Raw genomic sequence first — 23,313 nt, 5'->3', positions numbered from 1 at the left:
ATCCTAATTGATACTATCCTAATTGATATTATCCCTAATACTAATTTTGACTACGGTAATTTTTGTTTTGCAGAAGTGGTAATGTGACACTGAAAGTTGCACCTTGGTCTTTTCCTGGACTTTCTGCATTGAGGGTTCCCCCATGCAATTCCACCAAATGACGAACGATCGCAAGTCCTAATCCCAGTCCATTCTGGGAACGAGTTGTAGAACTATCTGCTTGACAAAAACGTTCAAATATTTTGGGTAAAAAGTCTGGTTCGATACCAATACCTGTATCTTTAACCACAATTTGAGCAGAGGAAGTTTCTACCGACTGCAAATATACTGCTACTTTGCCATTTTTAGGTGTAAATTTAACAGCATTAGTGAGTAAATTCAATACAACTTGCTGCAACCGCACTGCATCACCACTGACTTTGCCAACATCACCATCCAAGCAAATATCTAATTGCAGACTTTTCATCTCTGCTTGTGGACGCACTGCTTCCAAAGCCGTTTGAATTACTGACTGTAAATCGACAACACCTAAATTTAACCGTAACTGACCCCGAATAATCCGCGATATATCTAAAATATCTTCGATTAACTGTGTTTGTGCGATCGCATTCCGTTCAATCGCATCTAAAGCACGGATAGTACCTTGTTCGTCTAACTTCTTGGTACGTAATATTTTTGACCAACCTAACATTGCCGTCAAGGGTGTGCGAAGTTCGTGGGAAAGAACGGCAAGAAACTCGTCTTTCATCCTATTTGCGGCTTCTGCTTCCTGTCTTGCCGTCTGCTCGCGAAACATTTGGGCACGAGTCTCTTCAGCATTTTTGCGTTCGGTAATGTCTTCTACAGTACCGACATAACCTTGAATACTGCCATCAGCAGCCAGCATAGATGCACAACGAATCTGAACCCAACGGACAACATCATCCTTCAGTAAAAACCGATATTCTTGAGAATATTCTTTACCTTCATGAATATAATTCAACCAACTCGCACTAGCTGCTTCCTTATCATCTGGATGTATTGATTCTAACCAACTTTTTTCTAAACTTTCGGATGCGGTGACACCACAAATATCTTGATAACGGGGATTTACATATGTGCAATTCTCTTGGTAGTCCATTTCAAAAATACCAATGGGGGAAGAAGTACTTAGAGAACGAAATCTTTCTTCGCTTTGCTTAAGTTCCCCATTTAAAACTGCCAGATGTTTCGCTTGTTGTTTTAGCGCTTCGGATTTTTTGTATAATTCAACAAATATTTTGACTTTAGAAATGAGAATATGAGGGTCTATTGGTTTCAACAAATAATCTACCGCACCCGCAGCATAACCTTTGAATTGCATATAATCATCAGCACCAAAAGCAGTCAGAAAAATAATTGGAGTTTGTCGCGATCGCGGGCGACTTCGGATCAAGGAAGCTGCTTCAAAACCATCCATTCCCGGCATTTGTATATCTAGTAAAATGACTGCAAAGTCTTGATTGAGCAAACACCACAAAGCGTCTTCTCCAGAAGTAGCTCGTACCAGATTTTCCTCTAATTCCCCCAAAATCCCTTCTAGTGCTAACAAATTTTCGGCTTTATCATCCACTAGCAGGATGTTAACTTTGCTTTCTGCCTGCATGAGTTTTATCTTCCTATAGAATCGCCAAGGATAGCTAGTACCGCAGCAATCCTTTCTTCTTCGGCAAAATCTAGTCTAACCTAGCTACGACATATAATTGCAGTTTTAGGTATTACAGCACATTCCGCAGTGCTAGGTTCTTGAAAAAGATAGTAATTCCTCCTCCTATTTTTACGTTTTTTTACGTTTTTTTACGTTTTTTTAAGTTTGACTACAATAATGACGGTGTTGTGCGTTTATTAAGTGACGCGATCGCAACTCTAATCTTTCCTAGTAAACTTTTTAGCACTTTTTGGAGTGCCGAAAATCCTCCTAAAGACGTACCTAAAACGATAAGTCTAAATAGCGTTAATTTACCCTTCGATAGAGATTTTCTTTTTTACTAGATATTAAGATTCATTACTTCTCGGTGGTTTCTATTTCTTTGTCTTTGTGTTTACCATTCCTCTTTAAATATTTTATATGTTTTGTATAGATAATACGAACACAAATCAAATATAAATGTATATACCTTACGACTAATATCTATCTTCTAATTTGTAAACCTAATTTATCCGTTAGATAGTTTTATTTCCTGTATGAACTGTCTAATTTAGTAACTAGGTTTATTTATATAAATCCTCAATCGAAAATAAAATGATAGCTAATTTAGGGAGTCAATACACAGGTTTCTTCTGAAAAACTAATGCTGCTATCAAACTTATTTCATTCAACCAACATTATCTCAAAAAATTATGCCTAATCTCTCAGGAAAGCACATTTCTTACTGGATTGACTCGACACCATCCGCTAACTTCCCACCACTTAGCGATAATCTATCTGTAGATGTCATAATTGTTGGTGCAGGTATTGCGGGAATCACTGCGGCAACATTACTCAAACGCGCAGGAAAAACCGTTGCGGTAATTGAGTCAAAACAAATATCCACAGGTGTTAGTGGTCATACAACAGCCAAAGTTACCTCCCTTCACCAATTGATTTATGCTGATTTGATTAAAAATCATGGTGAAGAAAAGGCACGCATATATGCACAATCGAATCAAGCAGCAATAGAATTTGTTGCTAAAACAGTTGCAGAATCGCAAATTGATTGTGATTTTAGCCGTCAAAGTGCCTATACTTTCACAGAAACCGAAGATAATCTCAAGGATATTGAAAAAGAAGTAGAAGCAGCGCTAAAACTAGGACTACCTGCTTCTTTTGTTCGCGAAACTTCCTTACCTTTCCCGATTGCTGGTGCAGTTAAGTTTGACAATCAAGCACAATTTCACTCTCGCAAATACCTGTTACACCTAATCAAGCAGATACCTGGTGATGGAAGTTACGTATTTGAAAATACCAGAGTACTCAAGGTTGAGGAAGATACTCCTTGTCGAGTTACCACCGATAAGGGAATTATTCAGGGACAAGATGTCATAGTTACCACAAATATTCCCATTACTGACGAGGGATTATTCTTTGCTAAAACTTTCCCCAAACGCTCTTATATCGTTGGTGCGCGAATTAGTGCCGATAAAGCTCCCCAGGGAATGTACATAGGTTCTGGTGAAAAATACTACTCGATTCGGACTACTCCTGATGCGGGTGGCTTATTGTTGCTTGTTGGTGGTGGTGGTCATAAAGTGGGAACAGTGGAAAATACTGAAGAAAAATATCTAGATTTAGAAAATTATACTCGCTCTCGCTTTGGTGTTGAGTCGATTGATTATCGTTGGTCTACTCAGGATTTTGTCTCTGTTGATAAGATTCCCTACGTAGGAAAATTGACTCCTTTAAGCCAGCATACTTATGTCGCAACTGGCTTTAGTCTTTGGGGAATGACTCAAGGAACCTTATCTGGGATGATACTTGCAGACACAATTTTAGGTATTAAAAATGCGGCGGCTGATTTGTATGATGCAACCCGTGCTACTCCTTTTGTGACTCCAAAAGGTATAAAACAAACCTTAGATGTTGGTACTCATTGGATAGGCGATCGCTTAAAAGGTTTGGGTAAAAATCTGGATGATGTGGCAGTAGGTGAGGGAAAGTTAGTCACTGTTGATGGTGAAAAGGTAGCTGCTTACCGAGATGAAGCAGGAGAAATCCATGCGCTTTCGGCAATATGTCCTCATTTGGGTTGTGTTGTTGCTTGGAATAGCGGTGAGAAAAGTTGGGATTGTCCCTGTCACGGTTCGCGTTTCAGTTGCAATGGTGAAGTTTTGCACGCACCAACTGTGAAGAATTTAAAGAAGTTCTAGTCTAATAGATATCGACCGAATGTAATTATTCTTTGCCTAAAACCCTTGTAGAGACTGGGAAGTTGCCGCGAAACTTTGCCACGGGGAGTATCCCCGTGGCAAGATTTCGAGAATATTCTGTCCCGGCACATTCGTGTAGCAATGCTACGTCTCTACGTCTTTCTCGGAGATGTCTATTACTTTAAATGGCATTAATTCACCCTCCGATAGAGCTTTTCACTTTTGACAAGCTCTTGATATTCCTGTTCGTAAGGAGTAAATCGAATTGATTCTTGTTTTCCTAAACCCAGAATACCAAAAGAACCAAGGCTGTGATAAAAAAGTTTGTGGACGTGGTTTTGTAAGGTTTGATTAAAATAAATTAAAACATTTCGGCACAGAATCACATTGAATTCGTTAAAGGAACTATCCATTACTAAATTATGTTGGGCAAAGATAAGATTTTCTCGTAAATAATTACTAAATATTGCATTCCCATAAGCCGCAGTGTAATACTCAGAGAAAGAGGTTTTGCCACCAGATTGAATGTAAAGTCGGGTATAGTTTTGCATTAAGTTGAGGGGGAAAATACCACTTTTTGCTTTTTGTAATACTTGCTCATTCAAGTCAGTTGCATAAATACGGCAACGTTGATAAAGTCCTGCTTCTGTGAGTAGAATTGCCATTGAATACACCTCTTCTCCCGTAGAACATCCAGCGTGCCAAATGCGAATAAATGGGTAAGTACGTAATCGGGGAATTACTTCATTTCTAAAAGCAACATAAAAGCTGGGGTCGCGAAACATTGATGTTACATTAACTGTAAGATTGAGTAAAAATCTTTCTAAACAAGATTTATCAGATAGTATTCTTTTTTGTAATTGAGATATATTCAATAATTTCTCAGCATAAATAAAACTTTGAATACGACGTTTGAGAAAAGACAAAGCATAATTACGAAAGTCATAACCCCAGTAACTATAAATTTCTTCTAGAAATAATTGCACTTCAATATCTTCTAAAATCTGTTTTGGCAAATTTATCATTAGGGTACTAAAATTTATTTGTAATCTAAATCTAAAAAAACTATTATTTTATTTATTTTATATTTAAAAGTATGATTAAACTCAAATCACGATTAACTAGATAACAAAATGTAGGGGCGGGGTTTTCCCGCCCTCCTGAATGATACAATCGATCGAATTGATCTATAATTCAATACGGTTCAGTTAAGACTAAACTATTCAATATTTTAAACCGCCATAGACACGGAGTGGCTATACTGCGAACGGCTTAAAAGTTGACTAAATATAGAACCCCTCTCCAAACCTCTCCCCTTACTAAGGGGAGAGGCTTAATAAATATGGTTCTTCATTACTTGTTATGCTAAAAACGCTTGTAAAATAGCTCAGATTCCTTGCCTAGCAAGAAAGATAGCCTTTAACCTTGGCTTTTAAGCCTTTGAGATACAATCAAGGTTATAACTGCCCAAAAGCCTTGCTATTAAAGGCAAATTCCGAATTATCTTTAAAAGTTCAGCATAACACCTACGGAAGAACCATAAATATTAGGTTTGGCAGATAAAAAGTATAATCCTTAACCGTTTTTAGTATACTTAGCCCTTACAGGGCGGCTATCGCCAACAGAAGCTACTTCGTATCTACCGTAGGTAGGCGCAGAGAACGCCTTAGACGCGGAGCGGCTGCCCGTACCACTTCGTGGAAGCAAGCTACGTCGAAGACGTTCCGTTGGCGTAGCCGCCCTCTTAGAGTGTTCCAAGTAAAAAAGTGCCCAATTGTCATGCTGAATGGAGCGAAGCGCAATGAAGCATCTCTGTCTATTACATAGCGACTCAGGATCAACAGTTGGATCATTTATTTCTTGGATTACTCTTAGGGCTAGGTAGGGTAGGAAGAGAAGGAAAAAACGCTTAACTGAACTGTATTGATCTATAATTGAGATATTCTATTTTCTGGAAGTCCCTTAATTGTAAACCATAACAACAAAAGGCAAAACAAAGAACTTATAACAGCGTGTCTTTTCCTTGAATACAGAGTTTCAGGTTTTATTTGTGTAATTCCTATAACCTGAAATCTGCTGTACTTCACCTATTGCCAAACAAATACCTTAGCTTCATAAGGACCCAAATCAGTCATCAGAGAATTATTACCAGTTTCCACATCATAATTACCCGTCCATTCGTGCCAAGTACCATTTTCTGGAAAGTCAGTAACAGTGTAACCAGCCAAAAATTCTCCAGAGAAATTTGCCACAACCACCACACGCGAACCTTCATCATTCCAACGAGTATATGCTAACACTTTGGATTCAGGATTTTCGTGGAAGAAATTAATATTTTCCGTATACAAAGCATGATTTTGTTTGCGGAGATTGATTAAACCCTTGTAATATGCAAACAAATCACGATTTAAGTCACCACCAAGTAACGTCCAATCAATCTTTGCTTGATTAGGAGTTTTATATTTATATTCCCCAAACTCCTCACCCATCCAAATCAGAGGAACTCCGATCGCAGTCATTAACAAAACTACACCTAATCTGACACGACGAAAAGCTTCCTCATCTAAAATATTGCGATCGCCTAAATCTGCCATCACATGATTGTGGTCGTGGTTGGTGAGATAATTAACCACGTTGGTTGTACCCATAAAGCCTTGACGTTTGCAATCTAACACATCCTTGAGACGTTCTAAATCAAAGGTATCCCCAGCAATATGCTCTAAGATACAATGATAAAAACTATCATGCCAGCAACCATCCATTGGACCATCAACGTTGGTGATACTGGTTGTTTCCGGGATATGTTCGGCGACATTGTAGAAAGGTTTTGCACCAGCAGCTTGCTTTGCCTCCTGCACAATCCAGTGCATAAAATCATAATTGGCAATTTGGCGTGCAGCGTCAAAACGAATACCATCGATGTGGTAGTTATGAATCCAAAAGCGGATAACATCACCAATAAATTTACGTGCAGGATATGTCTCTAAAGATTCATCATACTGTTCATAGTTGAATTCCGGACCCCAATTATTATCGGGGTCACGTGGTTCGTGGTGATACCAGTAATCGTGGTCAATTTGGGTTAGGGGTGCGGAAGCTTCAGAATGGTTGTAAATCCCATCCATAATCACCCGAATCCCCCTAGCATGGCACTCATCGATTAATTTTTTTAAATCTGCGGTAGAACCATAACTAGTTTCTGTTGCAAAGAAATGTCGCGGATTATAACCCCAACTGTAATCTCCGGGATACTCTTTTACTGGTAGCAATTCAATCGCGTTAATTCCTAAGTCTGATAAATAATCTAACTTTTCAATTACATGTTTATATTTACCTCGCAGCAGGGGATCATCTTCACCACCAGAGAAGTCTGCAACATGTAACTCATAAATAACTAATTCATGGTCAGCAGGCAAAGGTTTATCGTCATGCATCCAGACATAAGTATCGACTATTTTCTGACCATCTTTAATACAGACAATACTATTCTCACTTTCACTTTTACCATCAATATCGGTAGCATAGGGATCAGTCACATCTACCCACTGATCTGGTTCAAAAAACCAACTTTTTGACTGGATTTTAAATTTATATTGGTAAGTACCATCTTCTACATTAACACTAGCACGAAAATAACCATCCTTTCCTTTTTCCATTGGAATTTCTTTACCATCAGAAAAAGAACCAATTAAAGCTGCTACATTGTTGTGAGGAGCAAATAAACTAAATTCTATAGGGCTAGACATAAAATTCCTTTCCGTAGGATAAACACAAGCTTATAGTGGCATTTTCTAATCCAGCGCCAAGAAAGCACATCATTCCCCCGAATAAAGTATCTAAGTGATTGAGTATTCCTGAAGATTTAATCGCTTCATCCAAAAGATGAGAATTATCGACTTTAAGGAATGTGTATTTATGAAAATAACTTGAGTACTCCTGCCTATAAGCAAACTACAAAGAAGTACCTCCTGAGATAGATGACAAAATATTTGTATGTATATTTATATCAAAAAAATATGAAAAAAATATGAAAAAACACGAATTTATCATAGCCGAAAATCTCGATTTAACTAATTGCGATCGCGAACCAATCCACATCCCTGGCTCGATTCAGTCTCATGGTTTGCTGTTTGTGTTGCAAGAACCGGAATTTAAAATTTTACAAGTTAGTAAAAATACTTATGAGTTGATTGGTTACGATTATGAAGATTTACTAAACCAACCATTAACTAAGTTTCTGAGTGAAGAACAAATTAATGCGATCGCACAATGTCTAGATGGTGATTTTGAATGCGTTAATCCCTTGAAATTGTCAATCCAAGTTGAAGAAAATTTATTATATTTTGATGGGATTGTTCATCGCGATCGCGAAATGGTAATTTTAGAGTTAGAGCCAACTGACAATAGAGAATATATTAATTTTTTGAAGTTTTATCATCTCATCAATTCGACCGTTTCCAAGCTACAAAATGCCCCAACTCTCCAAAAGATGTGTCAGATTGTTGTTAAAAAGGTAAGGAAATTAACCGGGTTTGAGCGAGTGATGGTATATAAGTTTGATGAGGATGGAACAGGTTGTGTAATTGCTGAAGAAAAGAGAGATGATTTGAGTCCTTATTTGCAATTATGCTACCCCCATTCTGATATTCCGAAACAAGCAAGGCAGTTATATAGTTGTAATTGGCTGCGGATTATTCCTGATGTTAATTATGAGCCAATAGAAATAGTTCCCGCTCTTAACCCATTAACGAATACAACTGTAGATTTAAGTTTCTCAGTACTTAGAAGTGTTTCTCCAATTCATATTGAGTACCTGAAAAACATGAGGGTAACTGCCTCCATGTCGATTTCTATTATGAAAAATAAAAAATTATGGGGTTTAATTGCCTGTCATCATTCTTCACCTCAGTATCTTTCTTATGAAATTAGAACTGCTTGTGAGTTTTTAGGCAAAATTATCTCTTCGGAACTTGTAGATAAAGAAGCAAATGAAGACTTTGACTATAAAATGAAATTAAGATTTATTCAAGGAAAATTTATTGAATCGATTTCGCAAGCAGAAAGCTTTATGACTGCACTGGCTGAATCTGGTTCTAATTTACTAGAAATTGTCAATGCTACAGGGGCATTTATATGTCTAGAACATCAACACATAATTATTGGAAATACACCAGAAATTTCAGATTTACATAAATTGCTTGCCTGGATAGAAAATCAAACTCAAGATAATATTTTTTCTACCAATATTCTCCCTAAAGTTTATCCGCAAGCAGAGGAATTTAAAGATGTAGGTAGTGGTTTATTAGCATTAACAATTTCTCGAATTCATCGAAATTATATTTTATGGTTCCGTGCCGAAGTAATTAGAACGGTTAATTGGGGAGGAAACCCTAACAAACCAGTGGAAACCATAGAAAATGGTGCATCGCGACTTGTGCCACGAAAATCATTTGAAATGTGGCAAGAAACAGTTAAAAATAGTTCTTTACCTTGGAAAGATTACGAAATTGAAGCTGTTACTGAACTCCGCAGCGCTATCGTCAATATCGTACTACGAAGAGCAGATGAATTAGCAAAAATTAATATTGAATTAGAGCGTAGTAATAGTGAATTAGATACTTTTGCTTACATTGCATCTCACGATTTAAAAGAACCTCTACGGGGCATTTATAACTACTCTTCTTTCCTCATGGAAGATTATGCTGATGTATTAGATGAAGATGGATTATCGAAGCTAAAAACCCTGTTGCGTTTGACCCAGAAGATGGAAAACTTAATTGAGTCTTTACTGCATTTTTCGCGTTTAGGACGAGCCGAATTATCTCGGCAACGAATCAATTTAAATGAGTTACTGCAAGGGGTTATCGATGTAATTAATATTAACTACCAGCAATCATTTGTGGATATTATTATTCCGCGAAGTCTGCCGGAAATTATTGGCGATCGCATCCAAATTAACGAACTATTTACCAATCTCATTACCAATGCTATTAAATATAATGATAAAGCGAATAAACGGGTAGAAATTGGTTTTATAGACGCGGATGAGACAAGCCAAGACGATTCGCAACAATTCAAAGTGTTCTATGTCAAAGATAATGGTATTGGTATACCGGAAAAGCATTACGACACTGTTTTTCGGATTTTCAAACGTCTACATGGGCAAAAAGAATATAGTGGTGGTACGGGAGCTGGTTTAACCATTGCCAAAAAAATTGTTGAGCGTCACGGTGGTAAAATTTCGATAGAATCAATAGTGGAAGAAGGTACTACTTTTTTCCTGAGTTTACCAATTTAACAAAATTTAACAAAATTTACTAATAATTTATAATAATGACAAGCCTCCAAGTCGAATGTGCAAAAATAAACCTGCCATTGTTAGTAGTAGAAGATAGCGACGAAGACTTTGAAGCATTTTGTCGGGGTTGGCGCAAATTAACAGTAGCAAATCCGATTTATCGTTGCACTAATGGAGATGAGGCTTTAGATTTTCTCTATCATACCGGAAAGTATACAAGTTCTCACCCCTTACTCCGTCCGGGGTTGATTATATTAGACTTGAACTTACCGGGAACCGATGGACGGGAAGTATTAACTCAAATTAAACAAGACAAGAACCTTAGAAGCATCCCAGTTGTAGTTTTTACAACTTCTTCTAATCCCAAAGATTTAGAAATTTGTTATCAGCAAGGAGTCAATAGTTACATAATTAAACCAATTGATGTTAAAAAATTAATGAAGATTATTAATATTCTAGTTGAATATTGGTTACAAGTTAATTCTCTTCCTTATCCTTTGTATAACAATAATAATGAATCGCAAATATAGAACTATTTTAATTGTTGATGACTGTCTGGAAGATAGGGAAACTTATCGACGCTACCTGCTGCAAGATGTAAATTATAAATATACTATTTTAGAGGCTGAATTAGGAGCGGAAGGTTTAATTTTATGGCAGCAGTATCAACCAGATGGGATATTACTGGATTACTGTTTACCTGACATTGATGGTCTGGAATTTTTAGTACAATTGCAAGCACAAAAACAATCAAAATATTTGCCAGTAGTTATTGTGACAGGGCAGGGGGATGAATCACTTGCTGTTCAGGTAATGAAAGCAGGAGCATCTGATTATTTAATTAAAAGACGGGTGACTCCTGAAGAGTTGCGTTTGGCAATGAATTCTGTGATTGAAAAAGCAAAATTACATGGCAAACTACAAAAAAGTGAGGAACGTTTAAAACTTGCCCTAGAATCTGCTGTTATGGGCACTTGGGAATGGAATATTGAAAATAATAATTTAATTTGTTCTGACTTCATTACCCAAATTTTTGACTTGCCAGATGGTAGCTGTTTATCTAATTATCAAAGCTTGTTGGAGCTTGTCCATCCTGACGATAGAGAAGCATTAAATCAATCTATAATTACTGCGATCGCAACAGGAAAAAAATATCAAACAGAATTTCGTGTTTTGCGGTTGGATGGTGCAGTAAATTGGGTAGAAGCAAGAGGAAAAGTTTACTATGATATCATGGCTCAACCAACACATTTGGTTGGTACATTTATGGATATTTCTAAGTCTAAACAGGCAGAGTTAGAGAAACAACAGCATTTTTGCAAAGAAAGATTGGTGAATCAAATTTCCCAGCAAGTAAGTAAATCATTAGATTTAGAGAAAATTTTAAATACTACCGTTGATGAAGTACGACAGTTTTTGCAGTGCGATCGCGTCATAATATTCCGTTTTCAACTAGATGGGAATGGTCAAGTTATTACAGAATCTGTGACTTCTGATTGGGATGTAATTTTAGGAAGTGAAATTTACGATCCTTGTTTTGATTTAGGTTGGGCAGAAGAATATAAACGAGGTCGTATCCGGTATATAGAGAATATATACACATCTAACTTAGCTCAATGTCATATTGATTTGCTAGCAAAATTTCAGGTAAAAGCAAATTTAGTTGTGCCAATTTTGCAAGGTGAAAATTTATGGGGGTTGCTAATTGCTCATCAATGTTCGGCATCTCGACAGTGGCAACAAGTCGAAGTGGACTTACTCCAGATATTAGTAACACAAGTGGGAATTGCTATTCAACAATCGACATTATTTAAGCAATTGGAAATTGAACTTACCGAGCGCAAACATGCACAGCAAGAACAACAGCGTCTCTTGACTTTGGAAGCAGCAGCAAGAACTGAAGCTGAGAGAGCAAATCGCATGAAAGATGAATTTTTAGCGGTACTTTCTCACGAATTACGTTCACCTCTCAACCCAATTCTTGGCTGGGCAACTGTACTTTTGAAAAATCGGAATTTGGATGCGACAAAAACTACCCAAGCATTAAAAATTATTGAACGTAATGCTAAACTACAAGTTCAATTAATCGAAGACCTTTTAGATGTTTCTCGAATCTTGCATGGTAAGTTTAATTTGGCAGCCAAACCAGTTAACTTAGTTGATGTGATTAGCTCGGCTTTAGAAACAGTTAGATTAGCCGCAGAAGTAAAGGCAATTAGTTTAAAATTTATCATTTTAAATCCCAGTTCTAATTCTAACCATAAAGGGATGGAGATTGTCAACTCCGCAACCGGATTATGGGATATAGAAAGTGAAATTAAATCTCTAAAATATAATGTTTTGGGAGATGCATCACGTTTGCAACAAATTTTTTGGAATCTGCTTTCCAATGCTGTCAAGTTTACACCTCATGGTGGTGCAGTTGAAGTCAAATTGGAACCTTTGGGTGACTTTTTTAAAATCATAGTCACCGATACCGGAAAGGGTATTTCCCCCGAATTTTTGCCCCATGTATTTGAATATTTCCGTCAAGCTGATAGTGCAACAACTAGAAAATTTGGTGGACTTGGTTTGGGATTGGCAATTGTCCGTCAATTAGTAGAACTACATGGTGGCAATATTCAAGTAGAAAGCACAGGTGAAGAACAAGGAGCGACATTTACAGTTATGCTGACACGAATTCCAGAAAATTTTGATGGCAATAAAACAGAAAATAAAGTGAAATTGCCAACCAATTATTTCAACCTTAAAGGTGTTCAAATATTGGTGGTAGATGATGACGAAGACTCGCTAAATTTTATTAAATTTGTATTAGAAGAAGATGGTGCAATTGTTACCGCAGTTGCATCTGCATTCGAGGCATTAAAAATCTTATCGGATTTAAAACCTGATATTTTAGTTAGCGATATTGGAATGCCAGGAATGGATGGCTATGCATTACTGCGTCAGATTAGGGCTTGGCAAGCAGAAGCAGGGGGGGAAATTCCCGCAGTTGCACTCACAGCTTATGCTGGGGAAATTGACAAAATACAAGCACTTGCTGTTGGATTTCAAGCTTATCTTACCAAGCCAATTGAACCTGAAACTTTAGTCACTGTTGTTGCGGAGTTAGCAGAAGGTCGAGTTTAATAATTAATTAATTTCCCTAAGTTTGAGAAATCCCAACTTCTGTGGGCAAAATCACCGTAAATGTAGCCCCTTCTCCAACATCAGAACTAACATAAATTCGACCCTGTAATAATTTTATTAATTTATCAACAATTGCTAAACCTAATCCAGTGCTATCATAAGGATGATTTTTGCCAGGGATTTTTGCCCGTTCAAAAGGTTCAAAAATACGCAAATGGTCTTTTACAGCAATACCAATTCCTGTATCTTGAACTGAGATTAACCACTCCTGATGGGAAATCGAACGACATTCAATTTCAACACTACCTATTTCCGTATAACGAATGCTATTACTAATAAGATTCATCAATATTTGTTGCAGTCGATAACTATCTATAATCACCTCATTAGGTGCATTTTGGCAATTTATCAACAATTGCAATCCACGGGAATCAGCAAGGGGTTGCATAGTTTCGACCACTGAATTAATTAGCATTTTGACATTCGTTGCTTCGGCTTTCAGTTGCATTTTTCCAGCTTCACAACGAGATAATTCGAGGACATCATTAATTAAAGTTAAAAGTTTGCGACCATTTGATAAAACCCGCTCAATATGTGCCAAACCAACTGCTGTATCTCTTATTTCCGATTTTTGAGATTGGCGTAAAAATAAGTCCGAGTAATTAATGATTGAGCTAAGTGGCGTTTTTAACTCATGTGCCAGAAGCGAAATATTTTCTTGATTCGCACTAACTAAACGCTGGAGTTCTTCGACAGTTAAAGTTAATTCACGCTGTACCTGTTGTAATTCGTGCAATCTTCCGTCAACATAACTCTCAAAACACTGTGCGATCGCAGAATCTACAACCGCATCAATCAAAGACATTGCCCGGAGAATTTCTTCTGGTGTTCCTAGTAACAGTTCTGCACTGACATGGGCAAGAATAGTTGTCCGTAATAAATGATACTCACGTACCACTTCTCTGGGGTCAAAATCTTGTTTTGCTCTAAGTGCCCCATGTTTGAAACTAGCTTGGGCAATTTTCTCAAAATCGCTTTCTTCATTTTGAGCTAATACTGTTGCTAATGCAGCTAGAACATCGGTAATATGGTTTAAAACACCCTTTCGAGTCAGGTGTTCAGTGCTTTTGACTTGTCCATCGCGAATCACCCGATCTACCCACTCTTGGGCAATAACATCAACTTTATCAGTAAGTAGTTGGCTAAAATCTTTCATTAAAAAGCTGGATAATATAATTTCTCAGCATACACTTTCAGAGAATAAATAAACAAGAGTGGGGGATATGGAATGAGTTCGATTTCAGTTGGATTTTAGTTTGATTTAAGTTAATTTTTATACTACTGATTTAGCAACTTAAGTTTTTATACTATTGGAATAAGGCAGAAGGGAAGAAAGGTTGCAAAATAAGTATTTTAATTTTTTTTAACTGGATAGTTATTTTAAGAACGGGTTAAAAATATACTTTTAAGAGTAAGCCACAAAATGAATCATCCTGTGTTGTCATACTGAGGAGCGATCCTGTGTTGTCATGCTGAGAGGGTGTTTATAAATAAAATTATGTCATTCTGAGGAACGAAGAATCTAGGGTTTGCGGCATAGTTTAGAGATGCTTCACTACGCTATCGCTACGTTCAGCATGACAAATCAAGGTTTTTGCCGAATTTATAAACACCCTCTGAGGAATCATCCTGTGTTGTCATGCTGTAGCTTGCTACTTTCAGAAGCCGCTTGCGCGTCTACCCGCAGGGTGGAACGTTCGCGTAGCGTGACTCAGGCATCTTCGCGAGATTCTACCCTACGGGAACGCGTAGGTAGCGCGAACGTTCCTGAGAATGACATTGGGCATTTCTTTCTGTGGAGTTCTCTAAATAAAGTAAATAAATAAAGTAAAAATCTTTTAGATGCTACCCTCCATCAGCATGAAAAAAGTCTATATTCTATCCGTTTTTAGTATAACCAAACCCTTAATAATGAAATTAATTGTTCAGTATCTACTGGTTTTGTAATGTAATCAGAAGCTCCAACTTCAATACATTTCTCTTTATCACCCTGCATTGCTTTTGCAGTTAAAGCAATAATTGGTAGAGTCTTAAATTGTGTTTGTTTACGTAGGTTGCGAGTTGTTTCATAACCATCCATTTCTGGCATCATGATATCCATTAAGACAATGTTGATGTCAGGATTTGCTTGCAGTACTTCAACCCCGTCTCGACCATTTTCGGCAAAAAACACCTGCATTTCATACCCTTCTAATAAACTGGTGAGTGCAAAAATATTTCGTACATCATCATCAACAATTAGAATTTTTTTATCTGCAAGTACTGGGTCAAAAGTGCAGAGACTTTCTAATATTTTCTGTTTAACTTGCGGTAAATTAGCTTGTACCCGATGTAAAAATAAAGCAGTTTCGTCAAATAATCTTTCTGGCGATCGCACATTTTTAATAATGATTGTTTCTGTGAGTCGTCGTAGTTTAGTTTCTTCTTTTTGGGAAAGTTCTTTACCAGTGTAGACAATAATTGGAATCTTGATCAGACTGGGTTGTTGTTTGATTTGTTCAATTAATTCAAACCCGTTGATATCAGGTAATCCCAAATCTAAGACAATACAGTCAACTTGATTTGCTTGTAAAAATGATAATGCTTCGGCTCCAGTTCCTACAGATGTACTTTGCACATCACCATTACCGATTAATTCTATAATACTATTAGCTTGCATCAGGTCATCTTCAATCACCAAAAGATTCTTGACTTTCCGCTCCACAAATCCTTTGATTTCAGTTAATTTCTCAGTCAAAACTTCTTTAGAAATAGGTTTTTGTAAATATGCGATCGCGCCAAAATTTAAACCCCGTTGTTCTCGATCGTCAATAGACATAATATGTACTGGAATGTGACGGGTTTCTGGATCGCGTTTGAGAATATCTAATACTGTCCAACCATCCATTCCTGGCATATTCACATCCAAAGTTATCGCATCTGGCTGAAACTTTTTTGCCAATGCTAAACCTTGTTTACCCCGCAAAGCGACAATAGCTTTAAAGCCTTGTTCCCTTGCCATTTCTAATAGAATCCGGGCAAATTTATCGTCATCTTCAATAATTAATAAAATCCGGTCTTCTAGTTGAATTATGTCTCTATCATCGGGAATTTCACTCTGGTATAAAATAAGAGGTGACTCGATTATTGGAGAAACTTTCCCTTGTCTAATTATCTCCACTGCTTCTGTTTGTACTAAAAGCTGCGGTAAAACTAGAGTAAAGATACTTCCCTGATTTAGCTTACTTGTTAACTCAATCCTTCCACCTAATAATTGAGCTAATTCGCGACTAATTGATAAACCTAAACCAGTTCCCCCATACTTGCGGCTAGTGGAACCATCTGCTTGTTGAAATGCTTCAAAAATGACTTTGTGCTTGTCAGTCGGAATTCCTATCCCGGTATCGCTGACAGCAAAATTAATCATATTTTCAGGTGCTACGCCAATTTTTAAAGTAACATTTCCCTGTTCGGTAAATTTAAAGGCATTCGCAAGTAAATTTTTTAATATTTGTTGTAAACGTTTAATATCTGTAGTGATTGATTTAGGTAATTGTGTATCTAATTCTATTTTAAATTTAAGTCCTTTTCCTTCAGCAATCTGTTGAAAATTTCTCTCTAAACTCATCTGTAAGTCAGTCAAAGTAACTTGCTCAATGTCTAATGATAAAGTCCCCGATTCAATCTTTGCTAAATCCAAAATCTCATTGATTAACTCCAATAAATCTGTACCAGCAGCATAAATAGTGCGGCTATATTCTACCTGCTTTTCTGTTAAATTACCTCCACCATTATCTGCTAATAATCTTGCTAATATTAGCAAACTATTTAGTGGTGTCCGTAACTCATGGGACATATTTGCCAGAAATTCTGATTTATATTTTGATGATACAGCTAACTGTTTGGCTTTTTCCTCTAAATCTTGTCTTGCTAACTCAATTTCTTGCTTTTGCTGCTCTAATAATTCGGCTTTCTCTTCTAATTTTTCGTTTAGTTTCTGTAACTCTTCGTTAGAATGTTTCAACTCTTCCTGTTGATTCTTCAACAGTACTTCTGAATTTTGCAAAGCCTTCGCTTGGTCTTCCAAAATTTGATTACTCTGTTGTAGTTCTTCAGTCAATTGTTGAGACTCCTCCAGAAATTCTTGAGTTCGGATATCAGAGAAAATCATATTTAATACAATCCCAATCGTCTCAGTAACTAGCTCTAAAAAATCTAAATGTACCTCCTGAAAAATTTGAAACGAAGCGAGTTCTATTATACCCGTCACCTGTTCTTCAAATAGTATCGGCAAAACAAGTATATTTAATGGAGTTGCTTCTCCCAAACCAGAACTAATCCGAATATAATCACTAGGAACCTGTGTCAGCAAAATTCGTTGCTTTTCGAGAGCGCATTGCCCTACCAATCCCTCACCCAATTTAAATTCATTTGCCAGATTTTTATGCCCTTTATAAGCATATCCACTAACTAATTTTAATACAGGTTCATCACCTCGAACATTAATTACGAAAAAAGCACCCTGGGAGGCTCCCACCAAAGGTGTTAAATAAGATATTATTAACCGTGTCACAGTCTCTAAATCTCTACTTCCTTGCAACCTTTGGCTAAATTCCGCAAGGTTTGACTGTAGCCAATTTTGCCGATCATTTTTCTCGATTGTATCCCGCAAATTGGCAATCATCTGGTTAAAAGTACGTGTTAGCAACCCAATTTCATCTTTGCGATCGCTTGTTGGTAAACTAACAGATAAATCTCCCTTCCCCAATGCTGACGCTATCTGAGAAAATCGACTGAGGGGTTTAGAAATATTGCGGGTAAGTATATAGCCAATTACAGCTAAGAGAATAAAAGATAGGAGAATACCATAAACAATAGTACTAAGTGTTAATCTAACTGCGGCTTTTACGTTATTAGAGAGTTGCAACAGTAGTTGGTTTTCCTCAGCTTCCATTTGCCGAGTGATTTGTGCAATCTCTTCTACTATTTTCGTTCCTTGGTTTGTGAGAATGAACTGCTGTGCTGCGTCAAAACCTTGATTTTTGCGTAGATTGATTCCGTTTTTAAGTCGTTCCAATCTTTGCTCGATTAATGGTTCTAAAAGCTTAAGTCTATTTTGTTGATTTAAGTTATCTGAAGTTTTATTTCGTAGTTCTTGCAACAGTCGCTCTGATTCTTTGGTGGCTATTTCGTATGGCTTGAGATAATAATTTTTTTCCGTAATTATATAACCACGCGCCCCGTTTTCGGCATTTCTAATTTCTAAAGTCAATGATTGCAGATGACTAAGTACTTGATAGGTATGCTTTTCCTTGCTTGAACTTGTAATCAGTTCGTTAATAGAACAGTAAGAAATCAGACCAATTGCCGTCAGTATTGCTAAACTTAAGGCAAAACTTGCTCCTATCTTAGTTCCTATTTTCAAACGATTCAGCATTAGAATTTATTATTTTTACTAGGTAATTTTGAATCAGGTAAAATTTTGTATTGACTGTGAATAGTATTAGTACATATTAATATAAAATTAAACATTCGTCTATCTCAAAATGATTTTATTTCTAAACAAGATTCTGGATTCCCAAATTTGTTGAAAAATCGAGAATCTGGCTACAGATTAATTTTTGATAAAAAAAAAGCTGGAAAATCCAGCATCTAAAAGAACTAATTTTTAGAAAAATTCAGATACTTAAACACTCACCTTAGCTTTTGACCAAATTCCATTCTCATCTTCGGCAAATTGTTGATGAATAGCTTCCCAAGCAACCTGTTCAGCTTTGGTTTCATCATTACTTTGCTCTAACACAGAATTGTAACGTTCAATGAATATTTTTTGTGCTTCTTCAGATAAATGCGTTAGCGAAGCTGACCGTAGGTATCACACTTCTGGAGATAAGTCTTCCGCACCATTGCAACGTCCAGCACAAGCACGAGGAAGTTGATTTTGCTCTTTGAAAACTGCTGAAATAGTACGTTCTGCTGTGGTATTAGACATTCTCTTGATTCCCCGTTTAAATTTTGCGATTTCTACGAATAAGTGAGATGGAATTTAATTTTTTATTTATGAATCACAAAAGCAAATTACTACATGTTATAAATAGTAGCATTGCTTACTTTTGCTACAGTTCCATCAATTATTTTGTGTACTTTTAGCAGGTGCTATAACTGCTTTCACAATTACAGATTTGACACCTTTAATTTCTTGTGCCAATTTCGTAATCTTGTTAAATTGTTGCTGAGTGGGAACGCTTCCAGTAACTGTCACAATACCATCTTTAGCTTCCACGACTAGGGCACTAGCAGGAATATTGGCTTCTAATTTGCTACGAACTTCACTCGCAACATCCTTGTTTGCTCTATTTACGGCTGCTCCTTGATTTAAACCATTATTACGTTGTTCCCGTGCTTTGATATCAGCATTTAATTGTCTTCTTCGAGTTTCACTAGTAGCATCTTCTTGTGATGATTGAGCTTCTTGTGCGTTGGGAACTTCTACATTATCTTTAGTAGAATCTGGAGCCACATTACTAGTTTTTTTAGCATCAGTACAAGCAACTAGTGAGATTAGCAAAATGCTACTTGTAAATAATGCGATCGCTTTTTTCATGATTTATTTTCCTCTGTGATTATCTAGTCACCTCATTAATCTCTTCTTCGGATTAATTGAGGTTAATAGATATTAATTAATTGTGTTAATTATTTGAGTGAATCAACAGGTAATTACACTGCTCGACGAGCTACCAAACCCCAAATAAAGATGAGCAACATCGCACCAAGAACTGCAAAAATTATGCTTCCTATAGACAAACCACCTACTGAAGCTGTTGCTGCTGCACCACTGCCCAACAGAACTTTACCTAAATAACCACCTATTAATGCTCCTAAAATCCCTAATCCAATAGTGGAGAAAATACCACCACCTTGACTTCCTGGATAAAGTAATTTAGCTAATGCCCCTGCGATTAAACCTAAGACTAACCAAGCAATTATACCGCTCATTTTAATTTCTCCTTTTTGGGTAATTTGTTGTGTATTTGGACTAGTTTATGTTTTTAATAATAAATTTTTTTCTCATATTTTTACTCTATCTAATGAACTAATCTCGAAAATCTTTGGATATTATCTTAAACTCAGTTATGAATCATTAGGAACAATCCCTAAGTCTTATTAAAATGTTAGCAAGAAAATTCTATTTACAAATACACCTTTCGATGTATAAACATTTATTTAATGGATAAACTATATACCTTAAGGAGGAATTATGTTTTTAATCGAATGGCACTAATACCAATTACTTGTGAAGCCGCACATTATTTCGATTCCTCTCAACCTCCCCTTACTAAGGGGAGGTGCCACAGGCGGTGGGGTTATTTTATGCATCTTCATATTAAAATGGCACTAAGATAAGCCGAAACTTTTATATAGCCTCGTTCCCAGGCTGGAGCCTGGGAAGGTATTCCCAGAGGCTCTGCCTCTTGTCAATTGGAGGCAGAACCTCCAAGGAGCGGTTCCCAGCCTGGAGGCTGGGAACCAGTCAGGGTCAGGGCTTTGTCTTAACTTAGTGCCATTCGTTTTTAATCCTCAGTCTTAAGAAGTAATAATATTCTCATAATTACGTTCGGAAGATAGAACTCAGAAAATATAAATCAGTTTAATCTATAGATATAAGTTGCTTGAGTTAGTTAAGCAATCAATAAGTTATCCAAATATTTACTAAACTAAGGGGAAAAATGAGTACTGAAAATAGAGCAAAAGCAGTTGCTAAAAATATTGAAGGCAAAATTCAAGAAGTAGTTGGTGAAGTTACTGGCAATCCTAATGATAAAGCTGAGGGTAAAGCAAAACAAGCGGAATCTCAAGCTCGTCATATTGCTGAAAATATCAAAGATGAAGTTAAAAAATCTTTGGACTAAGGAATCTGAATCAAATCAAATACAAATCTTGATTGTGTAGATTAAGCTTGGGTTCCGCGATGACGAAACCCAAGCTTATATATTAAAATTACTGGTATATTGTACCAGACAATTAATTAGCCAGGGATTATAAATCCCTGTCTAAAAGCTGAAGTTGTCTCAAAACGACTATATCAATTGGAAATATGAAAGCTTGTATTTTAGTCCTGTTTTAGAGCATGTTTGAAAAGTTTGGGAAGGTATAATTTGTCATTCTGAGTGGAGCTTTGCGGAACGTTTGCGAAGCGTGTCGCTTGCGACTCAGCGTTCTCGAAGAGTAGAATCTGGAGTTTAGCCCACATACTGAGATGCTACCCTGCGGGAAGTCTTTCGCCTACGTTCCACCCTGCGGGTAGACGCGCAAGCGGCTTCTGTTAAGTAGCAAGCTACAGCATGACATAGAAGAAGACTTTTCAAACAACCTCTTAGAGGACTTTCGTTATTAGACAGAGATTTATAATCTCTGCTATATTGATATATAAAATAATCTCATTAACCAAATCCTGTTTTAACTTTAGTTTTACTTTTACTTTTATTACTACTATTACTATTAACTTCCATCAGAGCTTCTTGAAATAAATTATGTAAATGTGTCGGTACACTAGCGATTTCTGGTAATTCTGGTTCTAGAGCTTTATTAAATTCTTCTAGGGTTGCTTCTAAATTTTTCTGTAAATCAAAGTCTTTTCTATTTAAAAAATCTTGTAATACTTTTTCTAATTCCACAGGATATTGATTAGCTAAACGATGCCAAATACTGATATTAATTTCTGGCTCATTTAGGTATTGACGGATTAATTTTTCGGCATTTTCGACGCTATGCCAATCAGTCGCTTCTAGCAAGTTTTTAAATGAGTGATAGTTTGTCAAAAAAATCTGTCCCCATCGAGGATGGGTAATCGTAGTCACTTGTTCTGCCTTTTTGAGGTGATTTGGCAGTTCAATATCAGGCATCACCATTTTAGCATTTTTACTACCTTCTAAAATTTGAGTAACTTCTTTAGCATCAACACCCATTGCGACTGCACTACTTATCATTTCTTCGCTAGAAATATCCGCTTCTTGCGCTAATTCTTTTAAAGATTTAGAGCTATCAATACCTGCTATTTCTAAACGATGCTGAGTTATAAATTGCTGAAATTCTTTTAATTTATTCTGTAGTTGATATCCAGATAAAGTAATTTCATCCCTTTTAAAAAAGTCAACAAAATCTTGATGATACTGTTCTACAGATAGCCATGCTTCTTCCAGTAATTCTGGAGCATCTGTGTAAAGATAATTTTTATAATTCTGCTTAAAATTACCAATTGCCACAGCTAGCTTGGGTTTACCCAATTTGCCCATGATGGTAATAGGAGCCGAAAACATCCATTCTCTATTAGTTATAGGAGCAATACGAGCAAGCAAAATTTCCCCATTTTTTAGTCTATTTAATAACTGTAACTCATCTAAACTTTTTGCTTTTACTATATAATTTTTAGCAGTCATCCAGTTCATTAAAGCACAACCATCAGCAAAAATTTCAGTCACAGCAAATAAACCAATAAAACTCTTATGCCAACTATTAATAAGATTGCGATCGCACGCTGGCAATTCTGGTTTATTTTCTAAAAATAAATCAATTGGTGTTTTCTCTCCAAGCTTACCTTCAGTCAAAAACATATCCAATATCATCTCATTATTTGTGGTAACTTGAGATTTGGATAGTTTAGATGATTTATCTGCATAAAATGCTTCGAGACTAGTTGCTAAATCACCTTCTGCATCCAACACAAAATCAAGTAATTCTTTCTTTAATTGTTTAGCTTTTTCTAAAATTTCTTCCACAATTATACCTCTATTAATTAATTTGCTATTTTCATACTATTTGAAGTAAAAAGTTAAAAATAATACGTTGTTTCCCACATGAGTTTAATTCCAGCTTTTTTTACCATGCTAACTAAGTTGTTATATTTGTGATTATTTAATTGCAATTAATAAATACATCAAAATTGCTAGAGATAGTTATGAATTTATTATCCCTATATTTTATAT

The 23,313-nt window shown here is 36.4% G+C and carries 14 protein-coding genes and 1 pseudogene; 6 read left to right on the top strand and 9 right to left on the bottom strand.

Going from position 1 to position 23,313, the window contains the following annotated elements:
* Nucleotides 1-40 precede the first annotated feature (40 nt).
* On the bottom strand, nucleotides 41-1,624 hold the full coding sequence (locus tag CK510_RS07635) for a sensor histidine kinase (RefSeq protein ID WP_095721135.1): 1,584 nt from the start codon (nucleotides 1,622-1,624) through the stop codon (nucleotides 41-43).
* Between the two features lie 230 nt (nucleotides 1,625-1,854).
* Here CK510_RS07635 and CK510_RS32605 point away from each other — a divergent pair, with 230 nt between their 5' ends.
* Both CK510_RS32605 and CK510_RS07630 read left to right on the top strand, forming a co-directional pair.
* Entirely contained in the window at nucleotides 1,855-2,010 is a 156-nt protein-coding gene (locus CK510_RS32605) for a hypothetical protein (RefSeq protein ID WP_211293122.1), read from the top strand.
* Nucleotides 2,011-2,358: 348 nt separating this feature from the next.
* Nucleotides 2,359-3,864 (top strand): FAD-dependent oxidoreductase, encoded by a 1,506-nt coding sequence (locus CK510_RS07630; protein ID WP_095721134.1) that lies wholly within the window; start codon nucleotides 2,359-2,361, stop codon nucleotides 3,862-3,864.
* A gap of 191 nt (nucleotides 3,865-4,055) precedes the next feature.
* Here the strand turns inward: CK510_RS07630 and CK510_RS07625 are convergent, their stop codons facing one another.
* Nucleotides 4,056-4,889: a CheR family methyltransferase gene (locus CK510_RS07625; RefSeq protein ID WP_373695786.1), complete on the bottom strand. Its 834-nt coding sequence runs from the start codon at nucleotides 4,887-4,889 to the stop codon at nucleotides 4,056-4,058.
* A 1,062-nt stretch (nucleotides 4,890-5,951) separates the two neighbouring features.
* Nucleotides 5,952-7,610: an alpha-amylase family glycosyl hydrolase gene (locus tag CK510_RS07620; protein WP_095721133.1), complete on the bottom strand. Its 1,659-nt coding sequence runs from the start codon at nucleotides 7,608-7,610 to the stop codon at nucleotides 5,952-5,954.
* A gap of 281 nt (nucleotides 7,611-7,891) precedes the next feature.
* On the opposite strand from CK510_RS07620, the gene CK510_RS07615 reads away from it, so the two are divergent.
* Genes CK510_RS07615 through CK510_RS07605 form a run of 3 tightly spaced genes read left to right on the top strand, consistent with a single transcriptional unit; the run spans nucleotide 7,892 to nucleotide 13,291 of the window.
* On the top strand, nucleotides 7,892-10,162 hold the full coding sequence (locus tag CK510_RS07615; RefSeq protein ID WP_095721132.1) for an ATP-binding protein: 2,271 nt from the start codon (nucleotides 7,892-7,894) through the stop codon (nucleotides 10,160-10,162).
* Between the two features lie 35 nt (nucleotides 10,163-10,197).
* The gene (locus CK510_RS07610; RefSeq protein WP_095721131.1) at nucleotides 10,198-10,692 is read left to right on the top strand and encodes a response regulator; all 495 of its coding nucleotides are present in this window, start codon (nucleotides 10,198-10,200) and stop codon (nucleotides 10,690-10,692) included.
* Nucleotides 10,676-13,291, top strand: coding sequence for a hybrid sensor histidine kinase/response regulator (locus tag CK510_RS07605; protein WP_095721130.1), 2,616 nt, complete (start codon nucleotides 10,676-10,678; stop codon nucleotides 13,289-13,291). Before CK510_RS07610 ends, CK510_RS07605 begins: the two co-directional genes overlap by 17 nt.
* A 16-nt stretch (nucleotides 13,292-13,307) precedes the next feature.
* Here the strand turns inward: CK510_RS07605 and CK510_RS07600 are convergent, their stop codons facing one another.
* The 5 genes and pseudogenes from CK510_RS07600 to CK510_RS07580 all read right to left on the bottom strand — a co-directional run bounded on the left by CK510_RS07600 (nucleotide 13,308) and on the right by CK510_RS07580 (nucleotide 20,326).
* Nucleotides 13,308-14,507, bottom strand: coding sequence for a sensor histidine kinase (locus CK510_RS07600; RefSeq protein ID WP_095721129.1), 1,200 nt, complete (start codon nucleotides 14,505-14,507; stop codon nucleotides 13,308-13,310).
* Between the two features lie 732 nt (nucleotides 14,508-15,239).
* Nucleotides 15,240-18,767, bottom strand: a complete 3,528-nt coding sequence (locus CK510_RS07595) for a response regulator (protein ID WP_095721128.1) — start codon at nucleotides 18,765-18,767, stop codon at nucleotides 15,240-15,242.
* A gap of 249 nt (nucleotides 18,768-19,016) precedes the next feature.
* Nucleotides 19,017-19,265 (bottom strand): annotated as a pseudogene (locus CK510_RS07590) (ChaB family protein); the annotation flags it as partial.
* Between the two features lie 192 nt (nucleotides 19,266-19,457).
* The gene (locus tag CK510_RS07585) at nucleotides 19,458-19,934 is read right to left on the bottom strand and encodes a BON domain-containing protein (protein ID WP_095721127.1); all 477 of its coding nucleotides are present in this window, start codon (nucleotides 19,932-19,934) and stop codon (nucleotides 19,458-19,460) included.
* A gap of 113 nt (nucleotides 19,935-20,047) precedes the next feature.
* The gene (locus CK510_RS07580; protein WP_095721126.1) at nucleotides 20,048-20,326 is read right to left on the bottom strand and encodes a GlsB/YeaQ/YmgE family stress response membrane protein; all 279 of its coding nucleotides are present in this window, start codon (nucleotides 20,324-20,326) and stop codon (nucleotides 20,048-20,050) included.
* Between the two features lie 731 nt (nucleotides 20,327-21,057).
* Here CK510_RS07580 and CK510_RS07575 point away from each other — a divergent pair.
* Nucleotides 21,058-21,240, top strand: coding sequence for a CsbD family protein (locus CK510_RS07575; RefSeq protein WP_095721125.1), 183 nt, complete (start codon nucleotides 21,058-21,060; stop codon nucleotides 21,238-21,240).
* A 531-nt stretch (nucleotides 21,241-21,771) separates the two neighbouring features.
* Here the strand turns inward: CK510_RS07575 and CK510_RS07570 are convergent.
* On the bottom strand, nucleotides 21,772-23,106 hold the full coding sequence (locus CK510_RS07570) for a hypothetical protein (protein WP_095721124.1): 1,335 nt from the start codon (nucleotides 23,104-23,106) through the stop codon (nucleotides 21,772-21,774).
* Nucleotides 23,107-23,313 lie beyond the last annotated feature (207 nt).

Source organism: Brunnivagina elsteri CCALA 953, from assembly GCF_002289455.1.
GTDB classification, from domain to species: Bacteria; Cyanobacteriota; Cyanobacteriia; order Cyanobacteriales; family Nostocaceae; genus Brunnivagina; species Brunnivagina elsteri.
The sequence above is the reverse complement of the archived record's forward strand: the minus strand, read 5'-3'. Positions and strand labels throughout refer to the sequence as shown.